22 protein-coding genes and 1 tRNA gene are annotated in these 22892 nt (G+C 53.2%); 11 read left to right on the plus strand and 12 right to left on the minus strand.

Annotation, left to right across the window (positions count from 1 at the left end; all coding sequences use genetic code 11):
* Window positions 1-8 precede the first annotated feature (8 nt).
* From lpdA to phoU, 3 genes are all read left to right on the plus strand, one after another.
* Window positions 9-1799, plus strand: coding sequence for a dihydrolipoyl dehydrogenase (lpdA, locus tag LMED105_RS07660; RefSeq protein WP_008249922.1), 1791 nt, complete (start codon window positions 9-11; stop codon window positions 1797-1799).
* A 137-nt stretch (window positions 1800-1936) separates the two neighbouring features.
* A complete protein-coding gene (gene rpiA, locus LMED105_RS07665; RefSeq protein ID WP_008249925.1) occupies window positions 1937-2590 on the plus strand; it encodes a ribose-5-phosphate isomerase RpiA in 654 nt (217 codons plus the stop codon).
* A 145-nt stretch (window positions 2591-2735) separates the two neighbouring features.
* Window positions 2736-3437 carry a phosphate signaling complex protein PhoU gene (gene phoU, locus LMED105_RS07670; RefSeq protein ID WP_008249927.1) on the plus strand — a complete coding sequence of 234 codons (702 nt, stop codon included), beginning with the start codon at window positions 2736-2738 and terminating at the stop codon, window positions 3435-3437.
* 73 nt (window positions 3438-3510) lie between these two features.
* On the opposite strand, the gene LMED105_RS07675 is transcribed toward phoU, so the two are convergent.
* From LMED105_RS07675 to LMED105_RS07730, 12 genes are all read right to left on the minus strand, one after another.
* On the minus strand, window positions 3511-3819 hold the full coding sequence (locus LMED105_RS07675) for a hypothetical protein (RefSeq protein ID WP_008249929.1): 309 nt from the start codon (window positions 3817-3819) through the stop codon (window positions 3511-3513).
* 111 nt (window positions 3820-3930) lie between these two features.
* Complete coding sequence (locus tag LMED105_RS07680) at window positions 3931-4203, minus strand: oxidative damage protection protein (protein WP_008249931.1); 273 nt, start codon at window positions 4201-4203, stop codon at window positions 3931-3933.
* Between the two features lie 57 nt (window positions 4204-4260).
* Complete coding sequence (locus LMED105_RS07685) at window positions 4261-4827, minus strand: dihydrofolate reductase (RefSeq protein ID WP_008249932.1); 567 nt, start codon at window positions 4825-4827, stop codon at window positions 4261-4263.
* A 3-nt stretch (window positions 4828-4830) separates the two neighbouring features.
* On the minus strand, window positions 4831-5625 hold the full coding sequence (gene thyA / locus LMED105_RS07690; RefSeq protein ID WP_008249935.1) for a thymidylate synthase: 795 nt from the start codon (window positions 5623-5625) through the stop codon (window positions 4831-4833).
* Between the two features lie 276 nt (window positions 5626-5901).
* Complete coding sequence (locus tag LMED105_RS07695) at window positions 5902-7677, minus strand: ABC transporter transmembrane domain-containing protein (protein ID WP_008249936.1); 1776 nt, start codon at window positions 7675-7677, stop codon at window positions 5902-5904.
* Window positions 7678-7699: 22 nt separating this feature from the next.
* On the minus strand, window positions 7700-8821 hold the full coding sequence (locus LMED105_RS07700) for a lipocalin-like domain-containing protein (protein WP_008249938.1): 1122 nt from the start codon (window positions 8819-8821) through the stop codon (window positions 7700-7702).
* Entirely contained in the window at window positions 8818-11376 is a 2559-nt protein-coding gene (locus LMED105_RS07705) for an ABC transporter permease (protein ID WP_008249940.1), read from the minus strand. Before LMED105_RS07705 ends, LMED105_RS07700 begins: the two co-directional genes overlap by 4 nt.
* Window positions 11377-11379: 3 nt before the next feature.
* Window positions 11380-12021 (minus strand): ABC transporter ATP-binding protein, encoded by a 642-nt coding sequence (locus LMED105_RS07710; protein WP_232222726.1) that lies wholly within the window; start codon window positions 12019-12021, stop codon window positions 11380-11382.
* An 89-nt stretch (window positions 12022-12110) separates the two neighbouring features.
* Entirely contained in the window at window positions 12111-12896 is a 786-nt protein-coding gene (gene fabI, locus LMED105_RS07715; protein WP_008249946.1) for an enoyl-ACP reductase FabI, read from the minus strand.
* Between the two features lie 75 nt (window positions 12897-12971).
* Window positions 12972-14111, minus strand: coding sequence for a glycosyltransferase family 1 protein (locus tag LMED105_RS07720; protein ID WP_008249947.1), 1140 nt, complete (start codon window positions 14109-14111; stop codon window positions 12972-12974).
* Window positions 14112-14117: 6 nt separating this feature from the next.
* Window positions 14118-15035 (minus strand): UDP-2,3-diacylglucosamine diphosphatase, encoded by a 918-nt coding sequence (locus tag LMED105_RS07725; protein ID WP_008249949.1) that lies wholly within the window; start codon window positions 15033-15035, stop codon window positions 14118-14120.
* Window positions 15036-15155: 120 nt separating this feature from the next.
* On the minus strand, window positions 15156-15425 hold the full coding sequence (locus tag LMED105_RS07730; RefSeq protein ID WP_008249951.1) for a hypothetical protein: 270 nt from the start codon (window positions 15423-15425) through the stop codon (window positions 15156-15158).
* Between the two features lie 122 nt (window positions 15426-15547).
* Between LMED105_RS07730 and LMED105_RS07735 the strand changes: the two genes are divergently transcribed.
* The 8 genes from LMED105_RS07735 to pheT all read left to right on the plus strand — a co-directional run bounded on the left by LMED105_RS07735 (window position 15548) and on the right by pheT (window position 22800).
* Window positions 15548-15624: transfer RNA gene (locus LMED105_RS07735), tRNA-Val, on the plus strand.
* A gap of 78 nt (window positions 15625-15702) precedes the next feature.
* Window positions 15703-15855: a hypothetical protein gene (locus LMED105_RS16915; RefSeq protein ID WP_198006818.1), complete on the plus strand. Its 153-nt coding sequence runs from the start codon at window positions 15703-15705 to the stop codon at window positions 15853-15855.
* Between the two features lie 87 nt (window positions 15856-15942).
* Window positions 15943-17850, plus strand: coding sequence for a threonine--tRNA ligase (gene thrS / locus LMED105_RS07740; protein ID WP_008249953.1), 1908 nt, complete (start codon window positions 15943-15945; stop codon window positions 17848-17850).
* 30 nt (window positions 17851-17880) lie between these two features.
* The gene (gene infC, locus LMED105_RS07745) at window positions 17881-18402 is read left to right on the plus strand and encodes a translation initiation factor IF-3 (RefSeq protein ID WP_083797136.1); all 522 of its coding nucleotides are present in this window, start codon (window positions 17881-17883) and stop codon (window positions 18400-18402) included.
* Between the two features lie 168 nt (window positions 18403-18570).
* Window positions 18571-18768 (plus strand): 50S ribosomal protein L35, encoded by a 198-nt coding sequence (rpmI, locus tag LMED105_RS07750; RefSeq protein ID WP_008249957.1) that lies wholly within the window; start codon window positions 18571-18573, stop codon window positions 18766-18768.
* A gap of 15 nt (window positions 18769-18783) precedes the next feature.
* Window positions 18784-19140, plus strand: a complete 357-nt coding sequence (rplT, locus tag LMED105_RS07755; RefSeq protein ID WP_008249959.1) for a 50S ribosomal protein L20 — start codon at window positions 18784-18786, stop codon at window positions 19138-19140.
* A 219-nt stretch (window positions 19141-19359) separates the two neighbouring features.
* Window positions 19360-20322 carry a phenylalanine--tRNA ligase subunit alpha gene (gene pheS / locus LMED105_RS07760; protein WP_369745970.1) on the plus strand — a complete coding sequence of 321 codons (963 nt, stop codon included), beginning with the start codon at window positions 19360-19362 and terminating at the stop codon, window positions 20320-20322.
* Between the two features lie 45 nt (window positions 20323-20367).
* Window positions 20368-22800 (plus strand): phenylalanine--tRNA ligase subunit beta, encoded by a 2433-nt coding sequence (gene pheT / locus LMED105_RS07765; protein WP_008249963.1) that lies wholly within the window; start codon window positions 20368-20370, stop codon window positions 22798-22800.
* Window positions 22801-22892 lie beyond the last annotated feature (92 nt).

Consider the following 22892-nt stretch of genomic DNA (forward strand, 5'->3'; position numbering starts at 1 on the left):
GTGAACACATGAAACTGATCGTTCCTGATATTGGTGATTTTGATTCTGTAGAAATTATTGAAGTGTTGGTTAACGTTGGCGACAAGGTGAGCAAGGAGCAATCTTTGATCACAGTGGAGTCTGACAAGGCCAGCATGGAAATTCCGGCTTCTGACGATGGCGTGGTCACCAAGCTACTCGTGAAAGTGGGCGACAAGGTGTTCAAGGGCAGCGAGATTTGTGAAATCAGCGGCGGTAGTGCTTCTTCAACTGCTCCCGTAGCTGCTGAAAACAAGCCTGCCACTTCAGCACCAGCAGCCACTCAAGTCGACACTGAAGCCGCCACTGAAGCAGCCACTACAGCAGTCGCTGCTGCGGGCCCCGCCAGCAGTTACAACGGTCAAGTTGATCACACTTGCGATGTGTTGGTGTTGGGTGCTGGCCCCGGTGGTTATTCAGCGGCTTTTCGCAGCGCTGACCTTGGCATGAATACCATTCTGGTTGAGCGCTACAGCACCTTGGGCGGCGTGTGTTTGAACGTGGGTTGCATTCCTTCCAAAGCATTGCTGCACACCGCACAGGTGTTGGAAGAGGCGCAGCACATGGGCGAACATGGCATTGCCTTTGCAAAACCCAAAATTGATCTGGACAAATTGCGCGCGCACAAAGCGGGCGTGGTTGGTAAATTGACTGGCGGTTTGGCCGGTATGGCCAAAGGCCGTAAGGTTAAAACCGTTCAGGGTGTGGGCAGCTTTTTAAGCGCCAATCACCTTGAAGTGGTAGCGGCCGATGGCAGCAAGCAGGTTATCCAGTTCAACAAGGCCATTATTGCTGCTGGTTCGCAGCCGGTGCATTTGCCCTTTGTTCCAGAAGATCCGCGCATTGTAGATTCCACCGGCGCGCTGGAATTGCCCTTCATTCCCAAGCGGATGTTAATCATTGGCGGCGGTATTATCGGCCTTGAAATGGCCACGGTGTATTCAGCCTTGGGTGCCCGCCTGGATGTGGTTGAAATGCTGGATGGCTTGATGCAAGGCGCAGACCGCGACTTGGTGAAAGTTTGGCAAAAGCGCAACGCACCCCGGTTTGACAACATCCTGTTGAAAACCAAAACAGTGGGTGTAGAAGCCACGAAAAAAGGCATTTTGGTGACTTTCGAAGGCGAACAGGCCCCGAAAGAGCCCCAGCTTTACGACATGGTGTTGGTGTCGGTGGGTCGTACGCCCAATGGCAAAAAAATTGCTGCCGAGAATGCGGGTGTGGCAGTCACTGACCGCGGCTTCATTCCTGTAGACAAGCAAATGCGCACCAATGTGCCCAATATTTTCGCCATCGGCGATGTAGTGGGGCAACCCATGCTGGCGCACAAGGCAGTGCATGAAGCCCATGTCGCTGCTGAAGCAGCAGCCGATGAAAAAGCGTTTTTTGATGCGCGAGTTATTCCCAGCGTGGCCTACACCCACCCTGAGGTGGCTTGGGTTGGTTTGACTGAAGACCAGGCCAAAGACCAAGGCATTAAAGTGGGCAAGGCTGTGTTTCCATGGGCTGCGTCCGGCCGTGCCATTGCTAACAACGCGGACGATGGTTTCACCAAACTGCTGTTTGATGAGGAAACCAAACGTGTTGTGGGTGGTGGCATTGTGGGCATGAATGCTGGCGATTTGATTGGTGAAGTGTGCCTGGCCGTTGAAATGGGTGCCGATGCAGTGGACATTGGTAAAACCATTCACCCACATCCCACCTTGTGTGAAAGTGTGGGCATGGCCGCCGAGGTGTATAAGGGTGTATGCACCGATCTGCCTGCCCAGAAAAAGAAGTAAGCACTTCACTTTTGCTGCAAAGCCCGGAAAAACCAACTGCATGCAGTTGGTTTTTTCCATTTGCGCGCCAGTTCTGCCTTTAAAATACGGTTTACACGCCAGCTCATTCAAAATTTCTCAGGAATATCAAACCCTTCATGGATGCTTTAACACTCAAGAAAATGGTGGCCAAGGCCGCACTGACCTATGTTCAACCTGGCACAGTACTGGGCGTGGGCACGGGTTCCACGGTGGATTGTTTCATTGATGCCTTGGCCGAGTCGGGCCTTCAACTCAAGGGGGCTGTGTCTTCTTCGGTACGCTCCGAGAAAAAGCTGCGTGAAATCGGTGTGCCCATTGTTGACATGAACGATGTAGAAAGCCTGTCGATTTACGTGGATGGCGCCGATGAAGTAGACCCGGCCAATTGCTTGATCAAAGGTGGTGGCGGTGCCAACACCCGAGAGAAAATTGTGGCTGATATTTCAGACAAGTTTGTGTGCATTGCTGACCAGTCCAAACTGGTACAAGTTTTGGGGGCCTTTCCTTTGCCGGTTGAAGTGTTGCCCATGGCGAGTAACGCGATTGCCCGCAAATTGACTGCGCTGGGTGGGCAAGTCAAAGTGCGTGAAGGTTTCATCACCGACAATGGCAACGTAATTCTGGACGTGGCAGGTTTGAAAATTACCGACCCGGTTGCCATGGAAAAAGAGATTAATCACTGGCCAGGCGTGGTTACCAACGGGCTTTTTGCGATTCGAAAGGCAGATGTGGTGCTAATCGCAACAGCAGACGGCATAAAAACCCTTTAATCCCGCATACAGGCGGGACGAAGGCCTGAATAATTGTGTAGAACATGGCAGAATAAAGTGAAGATGTGGCTTGGTTTGACAAATTCCTGTCATGTGCCTGTGCCACATTGCATTGTTACAACAATTATCCGGTTAAGGAAGACAAATGACTGAACACACCTCCAAACAGTACGATGCCGAACTGGAGTCGCTGCGCACCCGCGTTCTACAGATGGGTGGCCTGGTGGAGAATCAGATCGTGTCAGCCATCGAGGGTTTGGGTGCTGCCGATACCCAAATTTTCAAAGAAGTGATTCGTCGTGAAAAAGAAGTCAACGACATCGAACTTGAGATCGATGAACTGTGCAACCACATCTTGGCTCGTCGCCAGCCAGCGGCTGTTGATCTGCGTTCAGTCATCGTGGCCATTAAAATGATTCGCGATCTGGAGCGCATTGGTGATGAAGCCGAAAAAGTGGCTCGCATGGGCATGATGATCGCGGATGCCGGCAAGCATTTCGTACCCAAGGTTGATTTGCATCGCATTGCGAGCAATGCAATCGCCATGTTGCGCAAGGTTCTGGATTCATACGCCCGCGTAAACGCGGTTTCGGCAGCGGAAGTGGTGAAAGCCGACATCGAGGTTGACGACGAATTCAAGGCGATTTTGCGTCAGTTGATCACTTTCATGATGGAAGATCCACGCACCATTTCCCGTTCGATCGAAATTTTGTTCATCGCAAAAGCAATTGAGCGGATTGGTGATCATTCCAAGAACATGTCTGAACACGTGGTTTACATGGTGAAAGGTCGTGATGTTCGTCACCAAGGCCCGGAAGCAGTTGCTCAGGAAGCCTCAGGTAACTGATCGTAAGTATCTCTAGATAAAAAAGCCCGTTTCACTCAAGGTGTTGCGGGCTTTTTTCTGCGTATTTTCTAAGCTAAATCTGGTGTTTGCCCAAGAAAATCCAAGCCACCGTAATTTTTGCAATAGTGCAGGTGCACAAGGCTGCGATCGTGTAGAAAAATACGCAAGCTGGGGTATTGAATTGCTCAAGCATGATCCCCGCGAAGTACATCAAGAGGGTTAATGCGATCCAGCGGCGTAGATAAGCCAACAAGTGGTGTCTGTTGGCTTTGTTGTGGGCAATTGCTGCAGATCGTTGATACAACTCTTTTACACTGGCATCGCGAAACAGCCAGTGGAAGAAAAAGTAACGAAACAGCACGCTGTCTTGGAAGCTGGTCATGCTGAAAACTCCGGTTGACGGCTTCAGTATGCAACGACTGAGGCAATAAAAAAAGCCCCTGTGTGAAGGGGCTTTTTTGTCGCACTTGCCGTGCTTTTGCAGAGTGGTTGCTTAGTTACTTGGTGGTACGTAACCTGCAGCTTGTTCGGCACCATCACCAAAGAAGTGTTTCTCCATTTGCTCCATCAGGTACTTGCGTGCGCGGGCGTCGGCCAGACTTAAACGGTTTTCGTTCACCAGCATGGTTTGGTGTTTCAACCAGTCTTGCCAGGCTTGTTTGGATACATTCTCAAAAATTTTCTTGCCCAACTCACCAGGTGCGGGAGGAAAGTCCAAACCTTCTGCCTCTTTGCCCAATTTGATGCAGTTCACTGTACGTGCCATTTTTCTACTCCTTCTAACCCCTTATGGGCTTAATTCCTGGGTTTAATTCTTCGCGGATTAACTGTTTACTTTTGCGTATTTTACAAAATCAAAGCCCCATGCGCGTTCCGGGGTGGCGGTATTGGTAATTCGATCAACTTCCCTGAATTGTTGGCGATCCCATTGTGGAAAGCTGGCGTCGCCTTCGAAGCTTTGATGAATCTCAGTCAGGATCAGTTCGTCGACCAGACCCTGAGCCAGAGCCTGCTCATACAAATTGCTTCCACCAATCAAAAATACCTGCTCAAAGCTGGAAAGCCAATTCAAGGCGTCGGGCAGGTTCGTGGCTGTTGCAATTTGAGTGGCACTGCCCTCGGGTAATGCCGCGGGGTGGGTAATTACACTGCGCGGCGTACCGTCTTTGCCTGGGGCGGGTTTCCAGTCTGAGTTGCTCGATAACACCACATTCAAGCGACCAGGTAGCGGGCGGTTGATGGACTCGTAGGTTTTTCGCCCCATCAATACAGGGCAGCCCAAGGTGGTTTGCTTGAAAAAAGCGAGGTCTTCGGGCAAGTGCCACGGCAGACTATTGTTGATGCCAATAATACCGTTTTCGGCCACAGCGGCCACGATGGATACTTTCATGCTTTATACCGCCACTGGCGCTTTGATGTGCGGGTGGCAAGTGTAGTTCAGTATTTCGAAATCTTCGAATTTGTAATCGAAAATACTTTCGGGTTTGCGTTTAATTTGCAATGTGGGCAATGGGTGGGGCTTGCGGCTGAGTTGTTCGGCCACCTGTTCCATGTGGTTGCTGTACAAATGACAATCGCCGCCGGTCCATACAAAGTCACCGACATCCAGATCGCATTGTTGGGCAACCATGTGGGTGAGCAGGGCGTAACTGGCGATGTTGAAGGGCACGCCAAGGAAAATATCAGCACTGCGCTGGTACAGCTGGCAACTCAGCTTACCGTCTGCCACATAGAACTGAAACAGCGCATGGCAGGGTGGCAACTTCATATTGTTGATGTCAGCAACGTTCCAGGCACTCACAATGTGACGACGTGAATCGGGGTTATTCTTGATTTGCTGCATCAACTGTGAAATTTGATCGATGTGGCGACCGTCGGCAGTGGGCCAACTGCGCCACTGCACACCATAGACCGGGCCGAGATTGCCGTTTTCATCGGCCCATTCGTCCCAGATGCTGACCCCGTTTTCCTTCAGGTAACGAATATTGCTGTCGCCCATCAAGAACCACAGCAGTTCGTGAATGATTGAGCGGGTGTGCAGCTTCTTCGTCGTGACCATGGGGAAACCATCTTGCAGATTGAAGCGCATTTGGTAACCAAACACGGAACGAGTGCCCGTGCCTGTACGGTCCATTTTGTCGGTGCCGTGGTCCAGCACATGCTGCATCAAGTCGAGGTACTGTTGCATGGTTTTTTGGGTGCGAATTTTGTTGGGATGCTGATTATTAAGTTTACCTTGTTGAGATGCCCAATCGTCGCGAGTCCCAACACTTCGCCTGAAAACCTGTTGATCCCTTTTTGATCTCATCGCACTACTCACCGAACTCGGCAAAAGTAACGGCCGAGCTTCGCTGTTGCCCTTCGGGCAAACGCAGTGCACTGAGTCAAACGGGCAGGTTTTCTTGAAGGCGACGCGATCGGGATCTCGCTGCAGATTGGGCTGAGCCTTGGCGGGCAAGCTGATTCATGCCATCACTTTCTGCGCATTTTCATGGATGAATTGAAGCGAGGCCAGCTTGGCATACAAGCCTTGCCGTGCCATCAAATCCTTGTGGGTACCCATCTCGACAATTTTGCCTTCGTTCATGACCACAATCCGATCAGCCGCCATGACCGTGGCCAGCCGGTGGGCAATAATCAGGGTAGTTCGGCCGTGTCGGCTTTTCTCGATCGCTTGTTGCACCAATTGCTCGCTTTCCGCATCCAGGCTGGCAGTGGCTTCATCCAGCAACAGCAAACCGGCATCACGAAGAACTGCGCGGGCAATCGATACCCGTTGACGTTCTCCGCCACTCAGGCGCACCCCTTTTTCGCCCACATTGGTATTCAATCCCTCGGGCATTCGGCGCGCAAAATTGGTGGCGGCCGCATCGGCCAGGGCTTTGTCAATTTCATCTGCGGTGGCATCGGGCTTGCTGTACCGCACGTTGTCCTGAAGGCTGCCTGAAAAAATCACTGCTTCCTGGGCCACGTAGGCGCAATTGGCTCGCCACTGTTCCAGGTGCAGGCTTTCCAGTGCCTTGCCTTCAATCAGGATTTGCCCCTGATTTACGTCGTACCATCGCAGCAACAGGCTGAACAGGGTAGATTTTCCCGCGCCCGAAGGGCCAACCACAGCCAGTGTCTCGCCGCGTTGAATACTCAGGTTAAAGTCTTGGAGAATGAATTTTTCCGGGGCGGAAGGGTAGGCGAAATCAACGTGGCTGAATTCAATCAAAAAGCCACCTTGTTTGGCTGGAGGGGGAAGACCGTGTTTGTGAATCGTGGTGTCCAGGTTCAGCAATTCAACCAAGCGCTCGGCCGCACCCGCTGCACGCTGGAATTCGCCCAGTACCTCTGACAACGCGGCAAACCCCGCGCCAACAAATGCTGCGTACATCACAAATTGGGCCAGTTCACCAGCGCTCATTTCACCGCTGGCCACCGCCTTTGCACCCATCCACAGCACCACCACCAAGCCCGCGAATGCAAGGCCAATGGCCACAAACAGCAGGGCTGAGCGGTTCACTGTGCGCCTGCGGGCGGTTTGATAGGTTTGCTCGCTGGACGTGGTGAATTTTGAGGCCTCGGCGTGTTCCTGATTAAAGGCTTGCACGGTGGTGATCTGGTTTAAAACCTCTTGCGCAATCGCGCTGCTGTCGGCCAGTTTGTCCTGGCTGGCGCGCGACAGTTTGCGAACCCGGCGTGCCAAAATAACCACCGGTATCATGACCACGACCACCAGCAAAAGAACTGCGCCCGACAGCAATGGGCTGGTCAGCAGCAGCATGATCAAGCCGCCAAGAGTGGTCAGGCTGTTGCGCAGGAAAAATGACAAACTGCTGCCAATCAGGGTTTGAATCAGCGTGGTGTCGGCAGTCAGGCGTGACAACACTTCACCCACTTTCAGTGTTTCAAAAAATTCAGGACGTTGCACCAACAAGTGGCTGTACACGCGGTTGCGTAAATCGGCAGAAATGCGTTCGCCCAGCGTGGTGACCAGGTAAAACCGCACCGCACTGGCCATGGCCAGTACAAACACCAAGACCAGCAGGTAGCCAAAGGCGCTGTTCAAGCCTTCCGGGTTTTCACCTGCAAGAAAACCACTGTCGATCAGCCAGCGAAACATGACCGGCATGGTCAGCGACATGGCCGAACCCAGCAGCAAAGCGCCAAGCGCAGCAAAGGCCCATGCCTTGTGGGGACTGACCAAGGAGGCCAGGGTAGAGCCCAGTGTTTGAAGTTTGTTGGTGTTGCTCATTCGGGGGTGTCTTTTACTTGGCTTAAAGTTGCATGGGGCGATCATACCCCGTCATTTCAAGATAGCCGCGCCCCCAAGGTGAAGTATTGCTTGAAGCATTGCCGCTTTTCACGCGCACAGCACCTTCCCAATACAGCGTGCCGGTGCTGGCGCGTGCGTCCAGTTCCTGATCATCAAACAGGGGCTGAAGTTCAAACACCAGATCGTCCAGCAAAAGTCGCTGGGAAACCGGGTATTCAATGCCGGTTCGGGTTGATTTCCAGCGTTTCAGCACTTCGAATGTGACTTGGCTGAAGTTGCGTACGGTGCCATCCGCCTGCCTTAGGGCGGCGTGGGTCCACACTGGTGGTTTGGTGTGGTCGCGGTTGCGAATCTGAAATGCCATCAGGGCCTCGCCCTGGTCGCCATGCAAACCGACCCAGTCCCAGCCTTGGGCGTTCGGAGCCAGTACGGTGCTTGACCACTCATGGTCCATCCAGAAGCTGCCTTGTACTGGCAATGTTTTACCTTCGAGGCGAACAGTGCCGCTGCTGCGCAGGTGGGGCAGGGTGATGTAGTAGCTCGATTGCTCGGCTTGGGGGCCTTTTTGTGAGTAGCCGCCAAGGCCCTGCATCCAAGGTGTTTGCGTTTGTTCCATGCGCAAGTCGATAGACAATTGCGGGGTCTGGATTTTGCACTCCCACTGTTCGCCTTGAGCGCTTTGCAATTGCCAGCCCGGCATTTGAATGTTCAATACCTGTTCATTGGTGCTTTGAATCAAGGCGCCACCGCTGCCCGCACGGCGAATAATTTGATCGTGCTTCAGCTTGCCCACTGAAGGAATTGCCACTGCGGCATGGGCAAACAACAACTGCTTGGGTGAAAAGGCGCTGGGGTTCAGCACATTGACATTGGGCGCAGACCTGAAAAATGTAATTTGTACTCCCAAAGGTTGGCTCAATGCAGGGCTTTCAAACCAGCCAGTGAAATACCACCATTCGGTTCTGAATGCCGGGTGTGCGCCATGGTCTCGGGGCAGAGTGGGTGGCATGCTTGCGTTCGGTTGGGCATATACGCGCTGCAAGCCAGGTTCGGCCAGCGCGATGCCCGCATGCGAAAACAGCGGCAGGCCAAGACCTGCTTTCAACAAATCGCGCCGCTTCATGCCCAGTCCTCTTTCAATTGCTCAACCAGATGCGTACCGAGTTTGTTGCGCAAGGCCAGTGTGACTGTGGCGCTGCTCATGGCAACCAGTACCAACACCATGATTGCCAAATCTCGCCAAGGGGTGAACCATTCCATGGTCCAGTGGAATGATTGCGGGTTCACCACAAAAATTAAAATGGCAGCAAATGCCAAACCAATGATTAAACCCACCAGGGCGGCCACGGCCGATGCAATCAGTGCCTCACGCGTAATCAGTTTCAGTATCCAGTTCGGGCTGGCCCCTATGGCACCCAGCAGGGCAAATTCGCGTTTTCGTTGCAAGGCCATGGCGGAAAATGTAGTACCTACACCAAAAAGACCGATGACCACGGCTGCAATTTCCAGCAGGTAGGTCACCGCAAAGCTGCGATCAAAAATATCCAGGCTTAGCTGTCGAATTTCGCCGGGTTCAGCAAAGTCAATTTTTTGCACAAGTGCTGTGGTACTGGCGGCCTGTTCGATGCGGGCCACCATGTCTTTCACTGTCACATTCTCTTGTGGCCAAACTGCGCCCTGCGTGTCTTTGAACTGCACATTGAATTGTTTGAGCAACTCGGCCTTGGGCAGCACAATTGCGCCGTGTTGGCGGGTGTAGTCACGCCACACCCCCATCACCGTGGTGGGTATGCGCATGCCTTGGTCCAGTTGCAGTTCAAGTGTGCTGCCGGCTTTTAGGCCGTACAAATCGGTCATTGGCTCGCTGACCCACACTGGCAGTGTTCCGGTTTCGGGCTCGTCGATTGTATTGCCCGTCATGGGTAGGCGTTGGGCGGCAGCCTGCGTTGAAATGGGTCGGGCAATCAGTTCAACGGCTGGTCGTTTTGGGTCAAGCACGATCGATTGTTGGCCCCAAAATTCAACCAGTTCAACGCCTGGCAGTTCAGCCACTTTCTGCTGAAAGACATCGGGAAATACTGGAATGCTTGCGCTGTTCAGTTTTACATACAGGGGCGCTGGCAATACCTGGGTAAGCCAGTTGTCCAGTGAATGGCGAAAGCTGTAGATCATCACATGCATGGCCACCACCAGTGCAAAACTGGCCACCACGCCTGACAAGCCCACTGCCAGTAAATTCGGGGTGCTGGCCAAACGTGATTTGGCAAGATCAGCCAAGCGGGCGAGCTGTGCGGGTGGTTTGATCAGCCCGCGCACCACCAGGCCAATCATGGCGATGCCACCGAACAAACCAAAGGCCACAGCCAGATAACCACCCACTGGAATATTGCCGTAAGGTGGAATGAACAGGCAGGCCGCGGCCACCCCGCAAAGCAGCAATCCAACCCAGTGTGCCTGGTTGGCAAACTGAAGGCCTGCTTCTTCTGTGCCTGCACGCAGGCGTTGGTGCAAAGCCATTTGACCGGTTTGCAAGGCGGGCGATAAGCCACCCAACAAGGTCGCGACTACACCAAAGCCAGCAAACAGCAGGGCATCCAAAGGGGGCAAGGCCACAGTGCCTTGGCTGGTTTGGAAGTAACCCGCACCCAGGTCAACACCCAGATAACGCACCACAGCCATAGACAAGCCCCAGCCCAAGCCTACGCCCAGCACGCCACCCACCAGGCCACAACACATCGATTCAAACAACACTTGCATGCGCAGTGCGCTGGCCCGAGCGCCCAGGGCAGCCAGCAGCGCCCACTGGCGTGAGCGTTGCGCCACAGCCAGCATTTGTGTGGAAAAGGTTAAAAAGCCGCCTGTAAGCAAGGCCACCATGGCCAGAATCGACAGGTTTGCGCGGTAGGCCTGCGACACACTGGCCCCGCGCGTGCCCTGTTCACTGGGGGTTTCAAGCCGGCCCAACTTCGAAAATTCATCGCCATACTGCTTTTGAAAACTTGCAGGGGTTACGCCTTCCTGAAGTTTTAAATCAATGCGGGAAATTTGCCCCAAGGTGCCCAAGCGCCATTGCACTGTTGCAATGTCTGCCACGGCAAGCAGTTGCCCGCTACCGGCTGCGGGTACTGTGCCCGCCACTTGCCACTCCTGGCTTGTGTTGTTGTGCAATGTGGCCAGTGTATTTTGTTTAACTGGCAGTTGTTCTTTCAGGGCTGGGCTGACAAAAACATTGGCAGTGCTTAGCAAGGGTATTTCGCCTTGCTGTGCCGCGTCGTTTGTTTCATCGCTGCTTTGCCCAATGAAGTTGGGCGTGACTGCCGCTGCAGTGAATACATCCAGGCCAAGCCAGCGCACTGGTTTGTCGAAACCCTGAACGGGAATGTTGATGTCGATGACAGGCGAGGCCACGGCCACTTCAGGCAAGGCTGCAAGCTGTTCCAGAATGGTTTCAGGCAATAAAACACTGTGTGGCAGCAACTGCAAATCGGCCTGCCCAGAGAATTGCCGCACACCATTGTTGAACTGGTCAAGCGCCTGTTTGTGGATAAGGTGGACTGCGAACCCCAGCCCCACACCCACTGCGATGGACACCGTTGCAATCAACCATTTCACCGGTTGATCGCGCAAGGCACCGGAGAACAACTGCAGTTTTAAAACAAGGCTTGGTGATAGCGCCATGGTTCAAGCCTTGTTGAATTCGGCCAAGTGGTGGTCGGCCAAATTCAGGCGGTGATTCAAATGGCTGGCTGCCTTGGCAGAATGGGTCACCATGACCAAAGCGCAACCCTGCGCTGAACACGCTTCAAGTAACACTTGCAGCACACGCTCGGCATTGTCCTCGTCCAGATTGCCGGTCGGTTCATCCGCAAGAATCAATGGCGGGTTCATGGCCAGGGCGCGTGCAATCGCCACGCGCTGCTGTTCTCCGCCCGACATTTCTCGCGGAAAGCTTGCGGCTTTGTGGGCCATGCCCACTTGCTCAAGCAGTTGCATGCAGCGTGAATGATCCGGTTGTTCGCCTGCCAGCAAAAATGGCAGTTCAACGTTTTGTTGCGCGGTCAAATGTGGCATCAGGTAGTAGGCCTGAAATACCAGCCCAACGTGCCGAAGCCGCTTGGCAGCAATTTGATTGGTGTTCAAGGTGTGTATTGCCGTACCTGCCCAATACACCTGGCCAGTGTCGGGCTTGTCCAGCCCGGCCATTAAGTGGAGCAGGGTCGATTTACCCGACCCCGACTCACCGATCACGGCCAGGGACTGCCCCTGTTGCAATTGAAGGCTGACCTCGGTGAAGAGTTTGACGCCACCGAGTGTTTTTGACACCCCCGCCACTGCGAGGGTCGTTGAACTTGTGTGCTGTTGGTTCACCCGAATTACCGCCTTGTGGTGAAACGTTCAAGGAATCAGATTCCTTATTCTGCCATGCCACCCACAACTGTGCTGTAGCCCGCATCCACATAGGTAATTTCAGCGGTAATGCCGCGCGCCAAATCGGAAAGCATGAAGGCTGCAGTATTGCCCACATCGTCAATGGTGACATTGCGGCGTAGCGGCGCTGCTTCTTCTACGGCATGCAAAATTTTGCTGAAACCTTTAATGCCGGCTGCAGCCAGAGTTTTGATGGGGCCTGCTGAAATACCGTTTACGCGAATACCCTTGGGTCCCAGTGATTCAGCCAGGTAGCGAACCGACGCTTCCAGCGATGCCTTGGCCAGGCCCATGGTGTTGTAGTTGGGTACCATGCGAACCGAGCCCAGGTAGCTTAGCGTTAACAAGGCGCCTTCGCGGCCTTGCATCATCGGGTAGGCTGCTTTGGCCAGTGCCGGGAAGCTGTAGGCGGAAATGTCATGCGCAATGCGGAATGCTTCGCGCGAAATGCCTTCCAGAAAATCGCCGGCGATGGCTTCGCGCGGAGCAAAGCCGATGGCGTGCACCAAACCATCCAGGCCATCCCAGTGTTTGGCCAGTTCTGTGAACAGGCTTTCAATTTGGGCATCCTCGGCTACATCAAGCGGAAATACCAGCTTGGAGTCGAATTCGGCAGCCATGTCGGTCACGCGGTCAATGAAACGCTCGGTTTGGTATGTGAACGCCAGTTCAGCACCCTGCGCGTGGCAGGCCTTGGCAATACCGTAAGCGATTGAACGGTTTGACAGAAGGCCCGTGATAAGAATTTTTTTACCGGCTAGGAATCCCAATTTGTATTGCTCCTGAGAATGAGTTTTGATTTGTCATTTTGTGCCTATTATAGGCAATTCACAGGGCAATCCACTTCAGGGTCGGTTAGACAAAGGCTTGGGGTTGGCTGACAGCTTCTTGGGTGCAGTGCTGCCCAATCCGATCGGGGCCAGGTAACCCTGAAACTGCTCAGCACAATTTTCCCAGGTGAAGGTACTCGCATGTTTCAAAGGCACATCGCGTTCAATTTTCAATGCGGCCATGGCGGCGGTCTTCAAATTCCAGTCCAACACGCCTGCACCGGAATTGCCGACCACATCCAGCGGTCCGTTCACAGGGAACGCCGCCACTGGGCAACCGCTGGCCATGGCTTCCAACAGCACCAAGCCGAAGGTGTCGGTCATGCTGGGAAACACGAATACATCAGCGCGTTTGTACAACTCTGAGAGCGCTGCGTGGTTCAGCATCCCGAACCACCTGGCCTCGGGGTATTGTTTCTCTAGCCCTTTGCGGGCAGGACCGTCGCCAGCAATCCATTTCTCGCCCGGCAGTTCAAGGCTTAAAAAAGCCTCCAGATTTTTTTCAACTGCTACACGCCCTGCATACAAAAAAACCGGTTTCTCGATGCTGCACGCGTTCAAACGGTGCAGCAGTTCAACCTGTTGGGCATCGTCGGTTGGCAGGTCGCGGGGGCTGTAACTCATGTGTTTGCTGGCTACCGACTGCTCCGGATTAAAGCGTTTCAAGTCCACGCCACGTTGCCACAATACGCAATTGTTCAATCCACGGCCTTGCAAGGTGTTGATGACCGACAAGGTGGGCACCATCACTGCGCGGGAAGGTTTGTGGAACCAGCGCAGCAAGGCTGCGGTAAAGCGAATTGGTATGCCCGAACGTGCCCTCACATACTCGGGAAACTGGGTGTGGTAGGCGGTTGTAAATGGCAACTTGCGGCCGTGGGCCAGCAGGCGCATGGCCAAGCCAATTGGCCCTTCGGTCACGATGTGCACCGCCTGTGGTTTGAATCGGTCCAGCTCATTGCGCAGGCGCGTGAATGGCCACAGTGCCAGTCGAATTTCAGGGTAAGTAGGGCATGGAATGGTTTTAAACAAGCCCGGGTGGATAACCCGCACATCGTGACCCTGCGCGGTTAGTTGCGCCACCACTTGGCTTAGCGTTTGCACCACGCCGTTGACCTGTGGTGTCCAAGCGTCAGTTGCAATCAGGATTCGCATGCTGGTTTACTCCGCCAGGGTGTGCGCAAGCGCTTTTTGTTTGCGAACCGGCAGGTCACGGTGTGGCCAGTGAACAATGTCCAGTTTCCCGCAGGGGTGCTCAACCAGCGCGGTCAGGCTTTCTACCCAATCGCCGTCGTTGCAGTACAGCAAGCCATCCACTTCTTTGATCTCGGCTTTGTGAATGTGTCCGCACACCACCCCGTCGTAACCGCGGTGTTTGGCTTCATGAATCAGCGCGTGTTCAAACTCGAGAATGAAGTTCACGGCGTTTTTGACCTGCTGTTTCAAGAACTGTGACAGCGACCAATACGGGTAGCCCAGCTTGATTCGAATGTTGTTCAACACGCGGTTCAAAGTCAGTGCAAAGTTGTACAGCGTGTCGCCCAGGTAAGCCAGCCATTTGGCGTAGCGCACAACCTGGTCAAACTCATCGCCGTGCACTACCCACAGGCGTTTGCCATCTGCTGTCACATGCACTGCGTTTTCCATGATCGGAATGTCACCGAAGGTCATCCCTGCAAACTGGCGCGCGGCTTCGTCGTGGTTGCCCGGAATGAAAACCACCTGCGTGCCTTTGCGTGCCTTGCGCAGCACCTTTTGAATGACGTCGTTGTGGCTTTGTGGCCAAAACCAGCTTTTGCGCAACTGCCAGCCGTCGATGATGTCGCCCACCAGGTAAAGGGTGTCGCTTTCGTTGTGTTTCAGGAAGTGGAGCAGGGCGTCTGCCTGGCAGCCGGGTGTGCCAAGGTGAATGTCTGAAATCCAGATGGTGCGGTATTTGTTGGAACCCTGCTCATCAGCGGCGGGGTCAACTTCAGATTGATTTTGCTGGTTTGTTGGCTCAGCATGTGGTTCGGTGGTCGCCTTCGCAAACAGTTGTTCGGCAAGTTGCTGCTTGAAATTCAACTGGTTCGAGCGCATTTTTAATGTCCATGTTCTTGTCATGGCCCCATTAAACGCGCTCGATTTGACTACCTTGTGACAGTTATATGACTCTTTTTTGACAAAAAAGCCGCTGCTTCAAAAGTAGTGTGACTTGTTTTATTTTGCTTCCAGGCTTTTCGGAAGCCACCAGGTAAAGCCGTACAACAGGGTTTTTGACACCACTTCCATCGTTGGCAGGTTTTTGCCCCGCAGTCGCAAGAAGGCAATTGGCAACTCAAGCGTGTGGGCTACCAGCAGCAAAGCGGCCAGCACCAACAGGAAGGGCATCACAAGGCTGATCAGCAAGTAGGCCGGAACCACAATCCAGAAGCCGTTCATGACTTTGCGCATGGATTCAAACGATTGGGGGCTGACTTTAATGGCCATTTGTTTTCCTAAGGGGTGGGTCGGCAAAATTGAATATGACAATAGTTCTTGTCAGAAGCCTTGTCAAGCGTGTTTGGGCTTGCCCCCGCAGGCGCACTGGTGTATATTTCGCACTCTTCTTTAGGACCGTAGCTCAGCTGGTTAGAGCGCTGCCTTGACATGGCAGAGGTCGCTGGTTCGATTCCAGTCGGTCCTACCAACACTTCTCCCCCAAAACTAATTCATCAAGATTTTTTGTTCCGTAGCACAATGATGATATCGGGCTCGCGTTTGCGGCTTGAAATCTTCAGGAGTGTCGGCCATGGGGCATGAACAGAAAAGCAACAAAATGGACAAAAAGAAAGCGCTGAGTACCCCCAAAGAGAAAAAGGCTGCAAAGAAAGTGAAAAAAGACATCAAGGAAGGCATTCACAAACCCAAATTGGTCTGATTGAATGTTCAGGCAGCATTCAGAAGGCTAAAATAGAGGGTTGCTAAAAGTTTTACCCAAGCCAATCCATTCGTAAGGGAAGTACATATGCCAGTTATCCGCCTGCCTGACGGATCCGAACGTGTTTTTGATCACCCTGTGACTGTCGCCCAAGTGGCGGCCAGCATCGGGCCCGGTTTGGCGAAAGCCGCCCTGGCCGGCACGGTGAACGGCACGCTGGTTGATACTTCCTACACCATCGACAACGACTCCAGCCTGTCTATCGTCACTGAAAAAGACGAAGAAGGGTTGGACATGATCCGCCATTCCACCGCCCATTTGCTGGCTTACGCCGTGAAGGAATTGTTTCCTACGGCGCAAGTGACCATTGGTCCGGTGATTGAAGACGGTTTTTATTACGACTTTTCATACGAACGCCCATTCACCCCTGAAGACCTGGAGGCGATCGAAAAGAAAATGGCCGAGCTCGCCAAGCTCGATGAAGTGGTTACCCGAGAAGAATGGGTGCGCGACGACGCTGTGCAATTTTTCAAAGACCAGGGCGAACACTACAAAGCCGAAATTATTGCCAGCATCCCCAGCAACGAAAACATTTCGCTTTATCGCGAAGGTAAATTCATTGACCTGTGTCGTGGCCCCCACGTGCCCAACACCGGCAAACTGAAGCATTTCAAACTGATGAAAGTAGCGGGTGCCTACTGGCGCGGCAATTCCAACAATGAAATGCTGCAGCGTATTTACGGCACCGCCTGGACCAAGAAAGAAGACCTGGCAGCCTACCTGCATCGACTAGAAGAAGCAGAAAAGCGCGACCACCGCAAACTGGGCAAGCAGCTGGATTTGTTTCACATGCAAGACGAAGCCCCAGGCCTGGTGTTTTGGCACCCCAAGGGTTGGGCCTTGTGGCAACAGGTTGAACAGTACATGCGCAAGGTGTACGTCGACGGTGGCTATCAGGAAATTCGTTGCCCCCAGATTCTTGACCGTAAGTTGTGGGAGAAGTCTGGCCACTGGGACAACTACAAAGAAAACATGTTCACCACTGAATCGGAAAAGCGCGACTACGCCCTAAAGCCGATGAACTGTCCGGGTCACATCGAGGTATTCAAGAGCGATTTGCGTTCATACCGCGACTTGCCCATGCGCTATGGCGAGTTTGGTGCGTGCCACCGAAATGAAAGCTCGGGTGCCTTGCACGGCATCATGCGTGTGCGTGGATTCACCCAAGACGACGGCCATATTTTCTGTACCGAAGACCAGGTGCAGGAAGAGGTCACCAAGTTCAACCAAGTGGCCATGCAGGTATACGCAGACTTTGGTTTCAATGAAATCAATGTGAAACTGGCCTTGCGCCCTGAAGCCCGTTTGGGTACCGATGAAACCTGGGACAAAGCAGAAGACTCCTTGCGCGCGGCTTTGAAGGCTTGCGGTGTGCAGTGGACCGAGTTGCCGGGCGAGGGCGCATTTTATGGCCCCAAAATTGAATACCACATGAAAGACTCGATTGGTCGTTCATGGCAGTGCGGCACCATTCAGGTGGACTTCCAGTTGCCTGGTCGCTTGGGCGCTGAATATGTGGCCGAAGACAACAGCCGCCGCGTGCCAGTGATGCTTCACCGCGCCATCGTGGGTTCCATGGAACGCTTCATTGGCATCTTGATTGAAAACCATGCTGGTGCCATGCCAGTTTGGCTTTCTCCAGTGCAGGTGGTGGTTGCCACAATCACCGAGGCACATAATGAATACGCTCACAATGTGGTGCAAATGTTGAAAAAACAAGGCATTAGGGTTGAGGCGGATTTGCGTAATGAAAAGATCAATCGTAAAATCCGTGAGCACACAATGCAGAAAACCCCGTATATCGCCGTAATCGGCGATGCGGAACGTGATGCAAACCAAGTTGCCGTGCGCTTGCGCGGCAATGAAAACCTGGGCTCCTTGCCTGTTGATGACTTTATTCAGCGCCTGCTGGGTGAAATCAACAGCAGAGCCTGATTTTATTTAACCAGAAGAAAGAGGCTAGACATCGTAGCAGAAAAGAAAAATCGCATTAACGAGGAAATCCGTATCCCCGAAGTGCGCCTCATTGGAATTGAGGGTGAGCAGTTAGGCATCGTTAAAACACCAGACGCTTTGCGCATGGCTGAAGAAGGCGGTGTGGATTTGGTGGAAATTGCACCTCAGGCAGTGCCCCCTGTGGCTAAGCTGATGGACTACGGCAAGTTCCGCTACCAAGAGCAAAAGAAAGCAGCGGAAGCCAAATCCAAACAAAAACAGGTTCAAATCAAGGAAATCAAGTTCCGCCCCGGAACAGACGACGGCGATTACAACGTGAAGCTGCGTAATCTGACCCGTTTTCTGGAAGATGGCGACAAGTGCAAGGTGACCTTGCGCTTCCGCGGACGTGAAATGGCTCACCAAGACATTGGTGCCCGCCTTTTGGAGCGTGTTCGCACTGACTTGGAAGAAATTGGTCAGGTTGAACAAATGCCAAAAATGGAAGGTCGTCAAATGGTCATGATGATCGCGCCGCGCAAGAAAGCATAATTTCCAAAAAGATTGCCAGCATTCGCAAACCCGCGTTATAATCGCGGGCTTGCTGCGTTGTGCGTAAAATCACAGCGCAACAAATTGCCCACCAGGTCAGAAAAGTGCTTCGTCGAAGCCACCTGCAAGCAGGTTCAATGAATATTGAACAGTAATAGGAGCACCAAGATGCCCAAGATGAAGACCAAAAAGAGCGCCTCCAAGCGTTTCTTGGTCCGTTCAAGCGGATCGATCAAGCGTGGCCACGCCTTTAAGCGCCACATCCTCACCAAGAAAACGACCAAAAGCAAGCGTCAATTGCGCGGCATGGAAACGATTCATAAATCAGACATCGGTCGCGTGCGCGACATGATGCCTTACGCATAAAGGGAGGAGTGTCAAATGCCTAGAGTAAAACGTGGTGTAACGGCTCGCGCCCGTCACAAAAAAGTAATCGCCCAAGCCAAAGGCTTCCGCGGTCGTCGTAACAATGTATTCCGCGTTGCCAAGCAAGCGGTCATGCGTGCTGGTCAGTACGCATACCGTGACCGTCGTAACAAGAAGCGCGTATTCCGCGCCCTGTGGATCACCCGTATCAACGCAGCAGTGCGTGAACACGGCATGACCTACAGCGTATTCATCAATGGCTTGAAGAAAGCTGCCATTGGCCTGGACCGCAAGGTGTTGGCTGACCTGGCAGTGACCGACAAAGCAGCATTTGCTGCCATCGTGGGTCAAGTGCGCGCAGCGCAGGCTTAATTCGCTAGCCAAGTCAAATTTTTGTCACAAGTGAAGCCTCTGAGGTTTTTCACTTAAGTTGGCGAAAAGACTAAACAAAACGGAGCTCTCGGGCTCCGTTTTTGTTTTCAGGCGGTACAATTCAGGGCTCTACTCAAAGCCATTCCAATCTCAAAAAGAATCGACCCAATACCCATGGATGCTTCGCTTTTAGCCATTCTTACCGAGGCCGAACAGGCCATGTCATCGGCAACCGACCCAGCCAGTCTTGAAAACATCAAGGCCCAGTTTTTGGGCAAACAAGGCAAAGTCACCGAGTTGCTCAAAGGCATGGCAGCGCTTTCGCCCGAAGAAAAGAAAACCCGTGGCGCGGAAATCAATCAACTCAAGCAGCAGGTTGAAGCCGTGCTGAACGCCAAGCGCCAAGCGTTGGCCGATGCAGCCATGCAGGCAAAATTGCAAGCACAGGCCATTGATGTAACCAAACCTGGCCGCATGCGTGGAACTGGCGGCTTGCACCCAGCCATGCGTACGCTTGAACGCATTGAAGAAATTTTTACCACCATTGGTTTTGATTTGGCCGATGGCCCTGAAATTGAAACCGACTTTCACAACTTCACTGCATTGAACACGCCGGAAAATCACCCCGCGCGTTCCATGCACGACACCTTTTATGTAGAAGGCACTGGCGGCAACCTGCTGCGCACGCACACCTCGCCCATGCAGGTGCGCTACATGCAAACCAACAAGCCGCCCATTCGCATTATTGCGCCGGGCCGTGTGTATCGCGTGGATAGCGACGCCACGCATTCACCGATGTTTCACCAGGTTGAAGGTTTGTGGATCGACGAAGGTGTCAGCTTTGCTGATTTGAAAGCGGTGTTCATGGATTTTCTGAAAACCTTTTTCGAAACCGACGACATCACCATCCGTTTCCGCCCCTCGTTTTTCCCGTTCACTGAACCGTCTGCGGAAATTGACATGGCATTTACCAGCGGCCCCAACAAGGGCAAGTGGCTGGAAATTGCGGGTTGCGGGCAGGTGCACCCGAACGTGTTGCGCCACGTGGGCATCGACCCCGAAACCTACACCGGTTTTGCCTTTGGTGTGGGCCCCGATCGCTTGACCATGCTGCGATATGGCATCAACGATTTGCGCCTGTTCTACGAAAACGACATTCGTTTTCTGCAGCAATTCAATTAATCAAGCTTAATTAAGTCTAACCAAGCCAGTTTTGGATATTAAAAGATGCAATTCACAGAATCCTGGTTGAAGTCACTCGTCAACACCCCTTTGAACACGCAAGAGTTGGGCGACAAGCTCACCATGGCGGGTTTGGAGGTTGAAGAACTGGAACCCCTGGCTCCGGAATTTTCCGGCGTGGTGGTGGGTTTGGTGGTGAAAAAAGACAAGCACCCCGATGCTGACCGCCTTAGTGTGTGTCAAGTGCAAGTGGGCGAAGGCGACGTGCGCCAAATTGTGTGCGGCGCCCCCAATGTGGCCGAAGGCCTGAAAGTGCCTTGTGCATTGCCCGGTGCTGAACTGCCTGGCGGCTTCAAGATCAAGCCCACGAAAATGCGTGGTGTTGAAAGTGGCGGCATGCTGTGCTCTGGCAAAGAACTGGGCGTGCCCAGCGATGTGGATGGCCTGCACATTTTGAACACTGATTTCCCGGTGGGTGGCAATGTGCGCGAGCTTCTCGGCTTGAACGAAATGAAGTTCACCTTGAAAATGACGCCGAACCGCGCTGACTGTTTAAGCGTGTGGGGCGTGGCCCGTGAAGTGGCGGCACTGACCGGTGCCACACTGAATGCACCTTCGTTTGCACCTGTGGCAGCCACGATTGGCGATACGCTGAAAGTCAATGTTGAAAACACCGACCTGTGCGGCCGGTTTGCCGGGCGTGTAATTCGCGGTGTGAACAACAACGCAAAAACTCCGCAGTGGATGGTTGATCGCCTTGAAGGCGCAGGCCAGCGCAGCTTGAACGCGCTGGTTGATATTTCAAACTATGTGATGCTTGAATTGGGCCGCCCCAGCCATGTGTTCGATCTGGACAAAGTGCAGGGCGACCTGACTGTGCGCTGGGCACGCGAAGGTGAAAAACTGAAACTGCTGAACGACATGGAAGTGGCCCTGAAGCCCCACATGGGCGTGATTTGCGATGCCAATGGCCCGGAAGCACTGGCTGGCATTATGGGAGGTGACCACACTGCAGTGAATGAAGGCACTACCAATATTTTTGTTGAAGCTGCGTTTTGGCATCCCGATGCAATTGTGGGTCGTGCACGCGAATTCAATTTCTCCTCCGATGCCTCACACCGCTTCGAGCGTGGCGTGGACTTCCAAACCATTCCAGAGCACATCGAGCGCATTACTGCCTTGATTCTCGAAATTTGTGGTGGCCAGGCTGGCCCCGTGTTGGACCAAGTGTTGAGCCTGCCTGCTCGCAAGCCAGTCAAACTGCGCCATGCGCGTGCTGAAATGGTGATTGGCATGCCATTCACTGTTGAGCAGGTGAAGGGTGTGTTCTCCAAACTGGGCTTTCAATTCAGCGCCGAAGGGCAGGGCACCGACACTTGTTACGTGGTCAACCCGCCTAGCTACCGCTTCGACATTAATATCGAAGAGGACCTGATCGAAGAAGTAATTCGCGTGGTGGGCTACGACAGCCTGCCGCTGCGTGCACCCAGGGGCAAACTGAAAATGTTGCCTGCCGCTGAAGGCAAGATTGGCCGCCATGCCATTCGCCGCCAAGTGGCCGCGCTGGGCTACCAAGAAGTGGTTAGCTACAGCTTCACGCCCGAGCAATGGGAGGCGGATTTCAATGCCAACACCAACCCGGTTCGCTTGCTGAATCCGATTGCCAGCCACTTAAGCGTGATGCGCTCGACCTTGATCGGAAGCCTGACCGGTGTGTTGAAACACAACCTGGGCCACCGTGTAGACCGTTTGCGTGTGTTTGAAGTGGCGCGCGTATTCGAGAAAGACGACAAAGTGCAAGACGGCGCACAAACCGTGGCTGGTTTTAAGCAAACCTGGAAAGTGGGCGGTTTGGCTTATGGGTTGGCTGACCAACTGCAATGGGCCGCAGGCAACAACCGCGCACTCGACTTTTTTGATGTGAAGGGCGATGTAGAGCAACTGCTGCATGGCCGCAAAGTGGATTTTGAGGCATTTGACGCCGCAAACCCCCTCCCAGCCTTACACCCAGGCCGTAGCGCTCGTGTGCTGGTGAACAAGCAGCCCATCGGTTTTATCGGTGAATTGCACCCCAAATTGGCTCAAGAATACGATTTGCCGCAGGCACCCATCGTGTTCGAATTGCTGTTGGATGGCTTGAACACCCGCAAATTGCCTGCTTTCAAAGATGTTTCAAAACAGCCTGTGGTGGTTCGGGACCTGGCTTTCGTAGTAGAGCAAAGTATTGCTGCTGCGCAGCTAAAAAAAGCATTCACGGAAGTGAAAGATGACAACCTTGCTTGGCTGAAATCGGTTATCCTTTTCGATGAATTCGTACCGAAAGAAGAAGGTAAGGGTCTGAATCTAAATGAGAAAAGTTTGGCGTTCAGGCTTACCCTTCAAGCCAGCGACCGCAGCTTGACCGATGCAGACATCGAGCCTTTGTTGAAAAAAATGATTGACCAGGCAGGCCAGCGTTGTGCGGCCCGCTTGCGATAAATATTGATAAATAGGTAGAACTCACTGTGGATCAATTTGTGTTGAACGACGACCGAAGCAACGAAACTACTACGCGCTCTGACCGCATGGAC

The organism is Limnobacter sp. MED105 (assembly GCF_000170915.1).
Classification (GTDB): Bacteria; Pseudomonadota; Gammaproteobacteria; order Burkholderiales; family Burkholderiaceae_B; genus Limnobacter.

What these genes read in the sequence shown, in the direction of transcription:
- lpdA (WP_008249922.1), top strand. Translation starts at nt 9, where the DNA reads ATGAAACTGATCGTTCCTGATATTGGTGATTTTGATTCTGTAGAAATT.
- rpiA (WP_008249925.1), top strand. Translation starts at nt 1,937, where the DNA reads ATGGATGCTTTAACACTCAAGAAAATGGTGGCCAAGGCCGCACTGACC.
- phoU (WP_008249927.1), top strand. Translation starts at nt 2,736, where the DNA reads ATGACTGAACACACCTCCAAACAGTACGATGCCGAACTGGAGTCGCTG.
- LMED105_RS07675 (WP_008249929.1), bottom strand. Translation starts at nt 3,819, where the DNA reads ATGACCAGCTTCCAAGACAGCGTGCTGTTTCGTTACTTTTTCTTCCAC.
- LMED105_RS07680 (WP_008249931.1), bottom strand. Translation starts at nt 4,203, where the DNA reads ATGGCACGTACAGTGAACTGCATCAAATTGGGCAAAGAGGCAGAAGGT.
- LMED105_RS07685 (WP_008249932.1), bottom strand. Translation starts at nt 4,827, where the DNA reads ATGAAAGTATCCATCGTGGCCGCTGTGGCCGAAAACGGTATTATTGGC.
- thyA (WP_008249935.1), bottom strand. Translation starts at nt 5,625, where the DNA reads ATGCAACAGTACCTCGACTTGATGCAGCATGTGCTGGACCACGGCACC.
- LMED105_RS07695 (WP_008249936.1), bottom strand. Translation starts at nt 7,677, where the DNA reads ATGAGCAACACCAACAAACTTCAAACACTGGGCTCTACCCTGGCCTCC.
- LMED105_RS07700 (WP_008249938.1), bottom strand. Translation starts at nt 8,821, where the DNA reads ATGAAGCGGCGCGATTTGTTGAAAGCAGGTCTTGGCCTGCCGCTGTTT.
- LMED105_RS07705 (WP_008249940.1), bottom strand. Translation starts at nt 11,376, where the DNA reads ATGGCGCTATCACCAAGCCTTGTTTTAAAACTGCAGTTGTTCTCCGGT.
- LMED105_RS07720 (WP_008249947.1), bottom strand. Translation starts at nt 14,111, where the DNA reads ATGCGAATCCTGATTGCAACTGACGCTTGGACACCACAGGTCAACGGC.
- LMED105_RS07725 (WP_008249949.1), bottom strand. Translation starts at nt 15,035, where the DNA reads ATGCGCTCGAACCAGTTGAATTTCAAGCAGCAACTTGCCGAACAACTG.
- LMED105_RS07730 (WP_008249951.1), bottom strand. Translation starts at nt 15,425, where the DNA reads ATGGCCATTAAAGTCAGCCCCCAATCGTTTGAATCCATGCGCAAAGTC.
- thrS (WP_008249953.1), top strand. Translation starts at nt 15,943, where the DNA reads ATGCCAGTTATCCGCCTGCCTGACGGATCCGAACGTGTTTTTGATCAC.
- rpmI (WP_008249957.1), top strand. Translation starts at nt 18,571, where the DNA reads ATGCCCAAGATGAAGACCAAAAAGAGCGCCTCCAAGCGTTTCTTGGTC.
- rplT (WP_008249959.1), top strand. Translation starts at nt 18,784, where the DNA reads ATGCCTAGAGTAAAACGTGGTGTAACGGCTCGCGCCCGTCACAAAAAA.
- pheS (WP_369745970.1), top strand. Translation starts at nt 19,360, where the DNA reads ATGTCATCGGCAACCGACCCAGCCAGTCTTGAAAACATCAAGGCCCAG.
- pheT (WP_008249963.1), top strand. Translation starts at nt 20,368, where the DNA reads ATGCAATTCACAGAATCCTGGTTGAAGTCACTCGTCAACACCCCTTTG.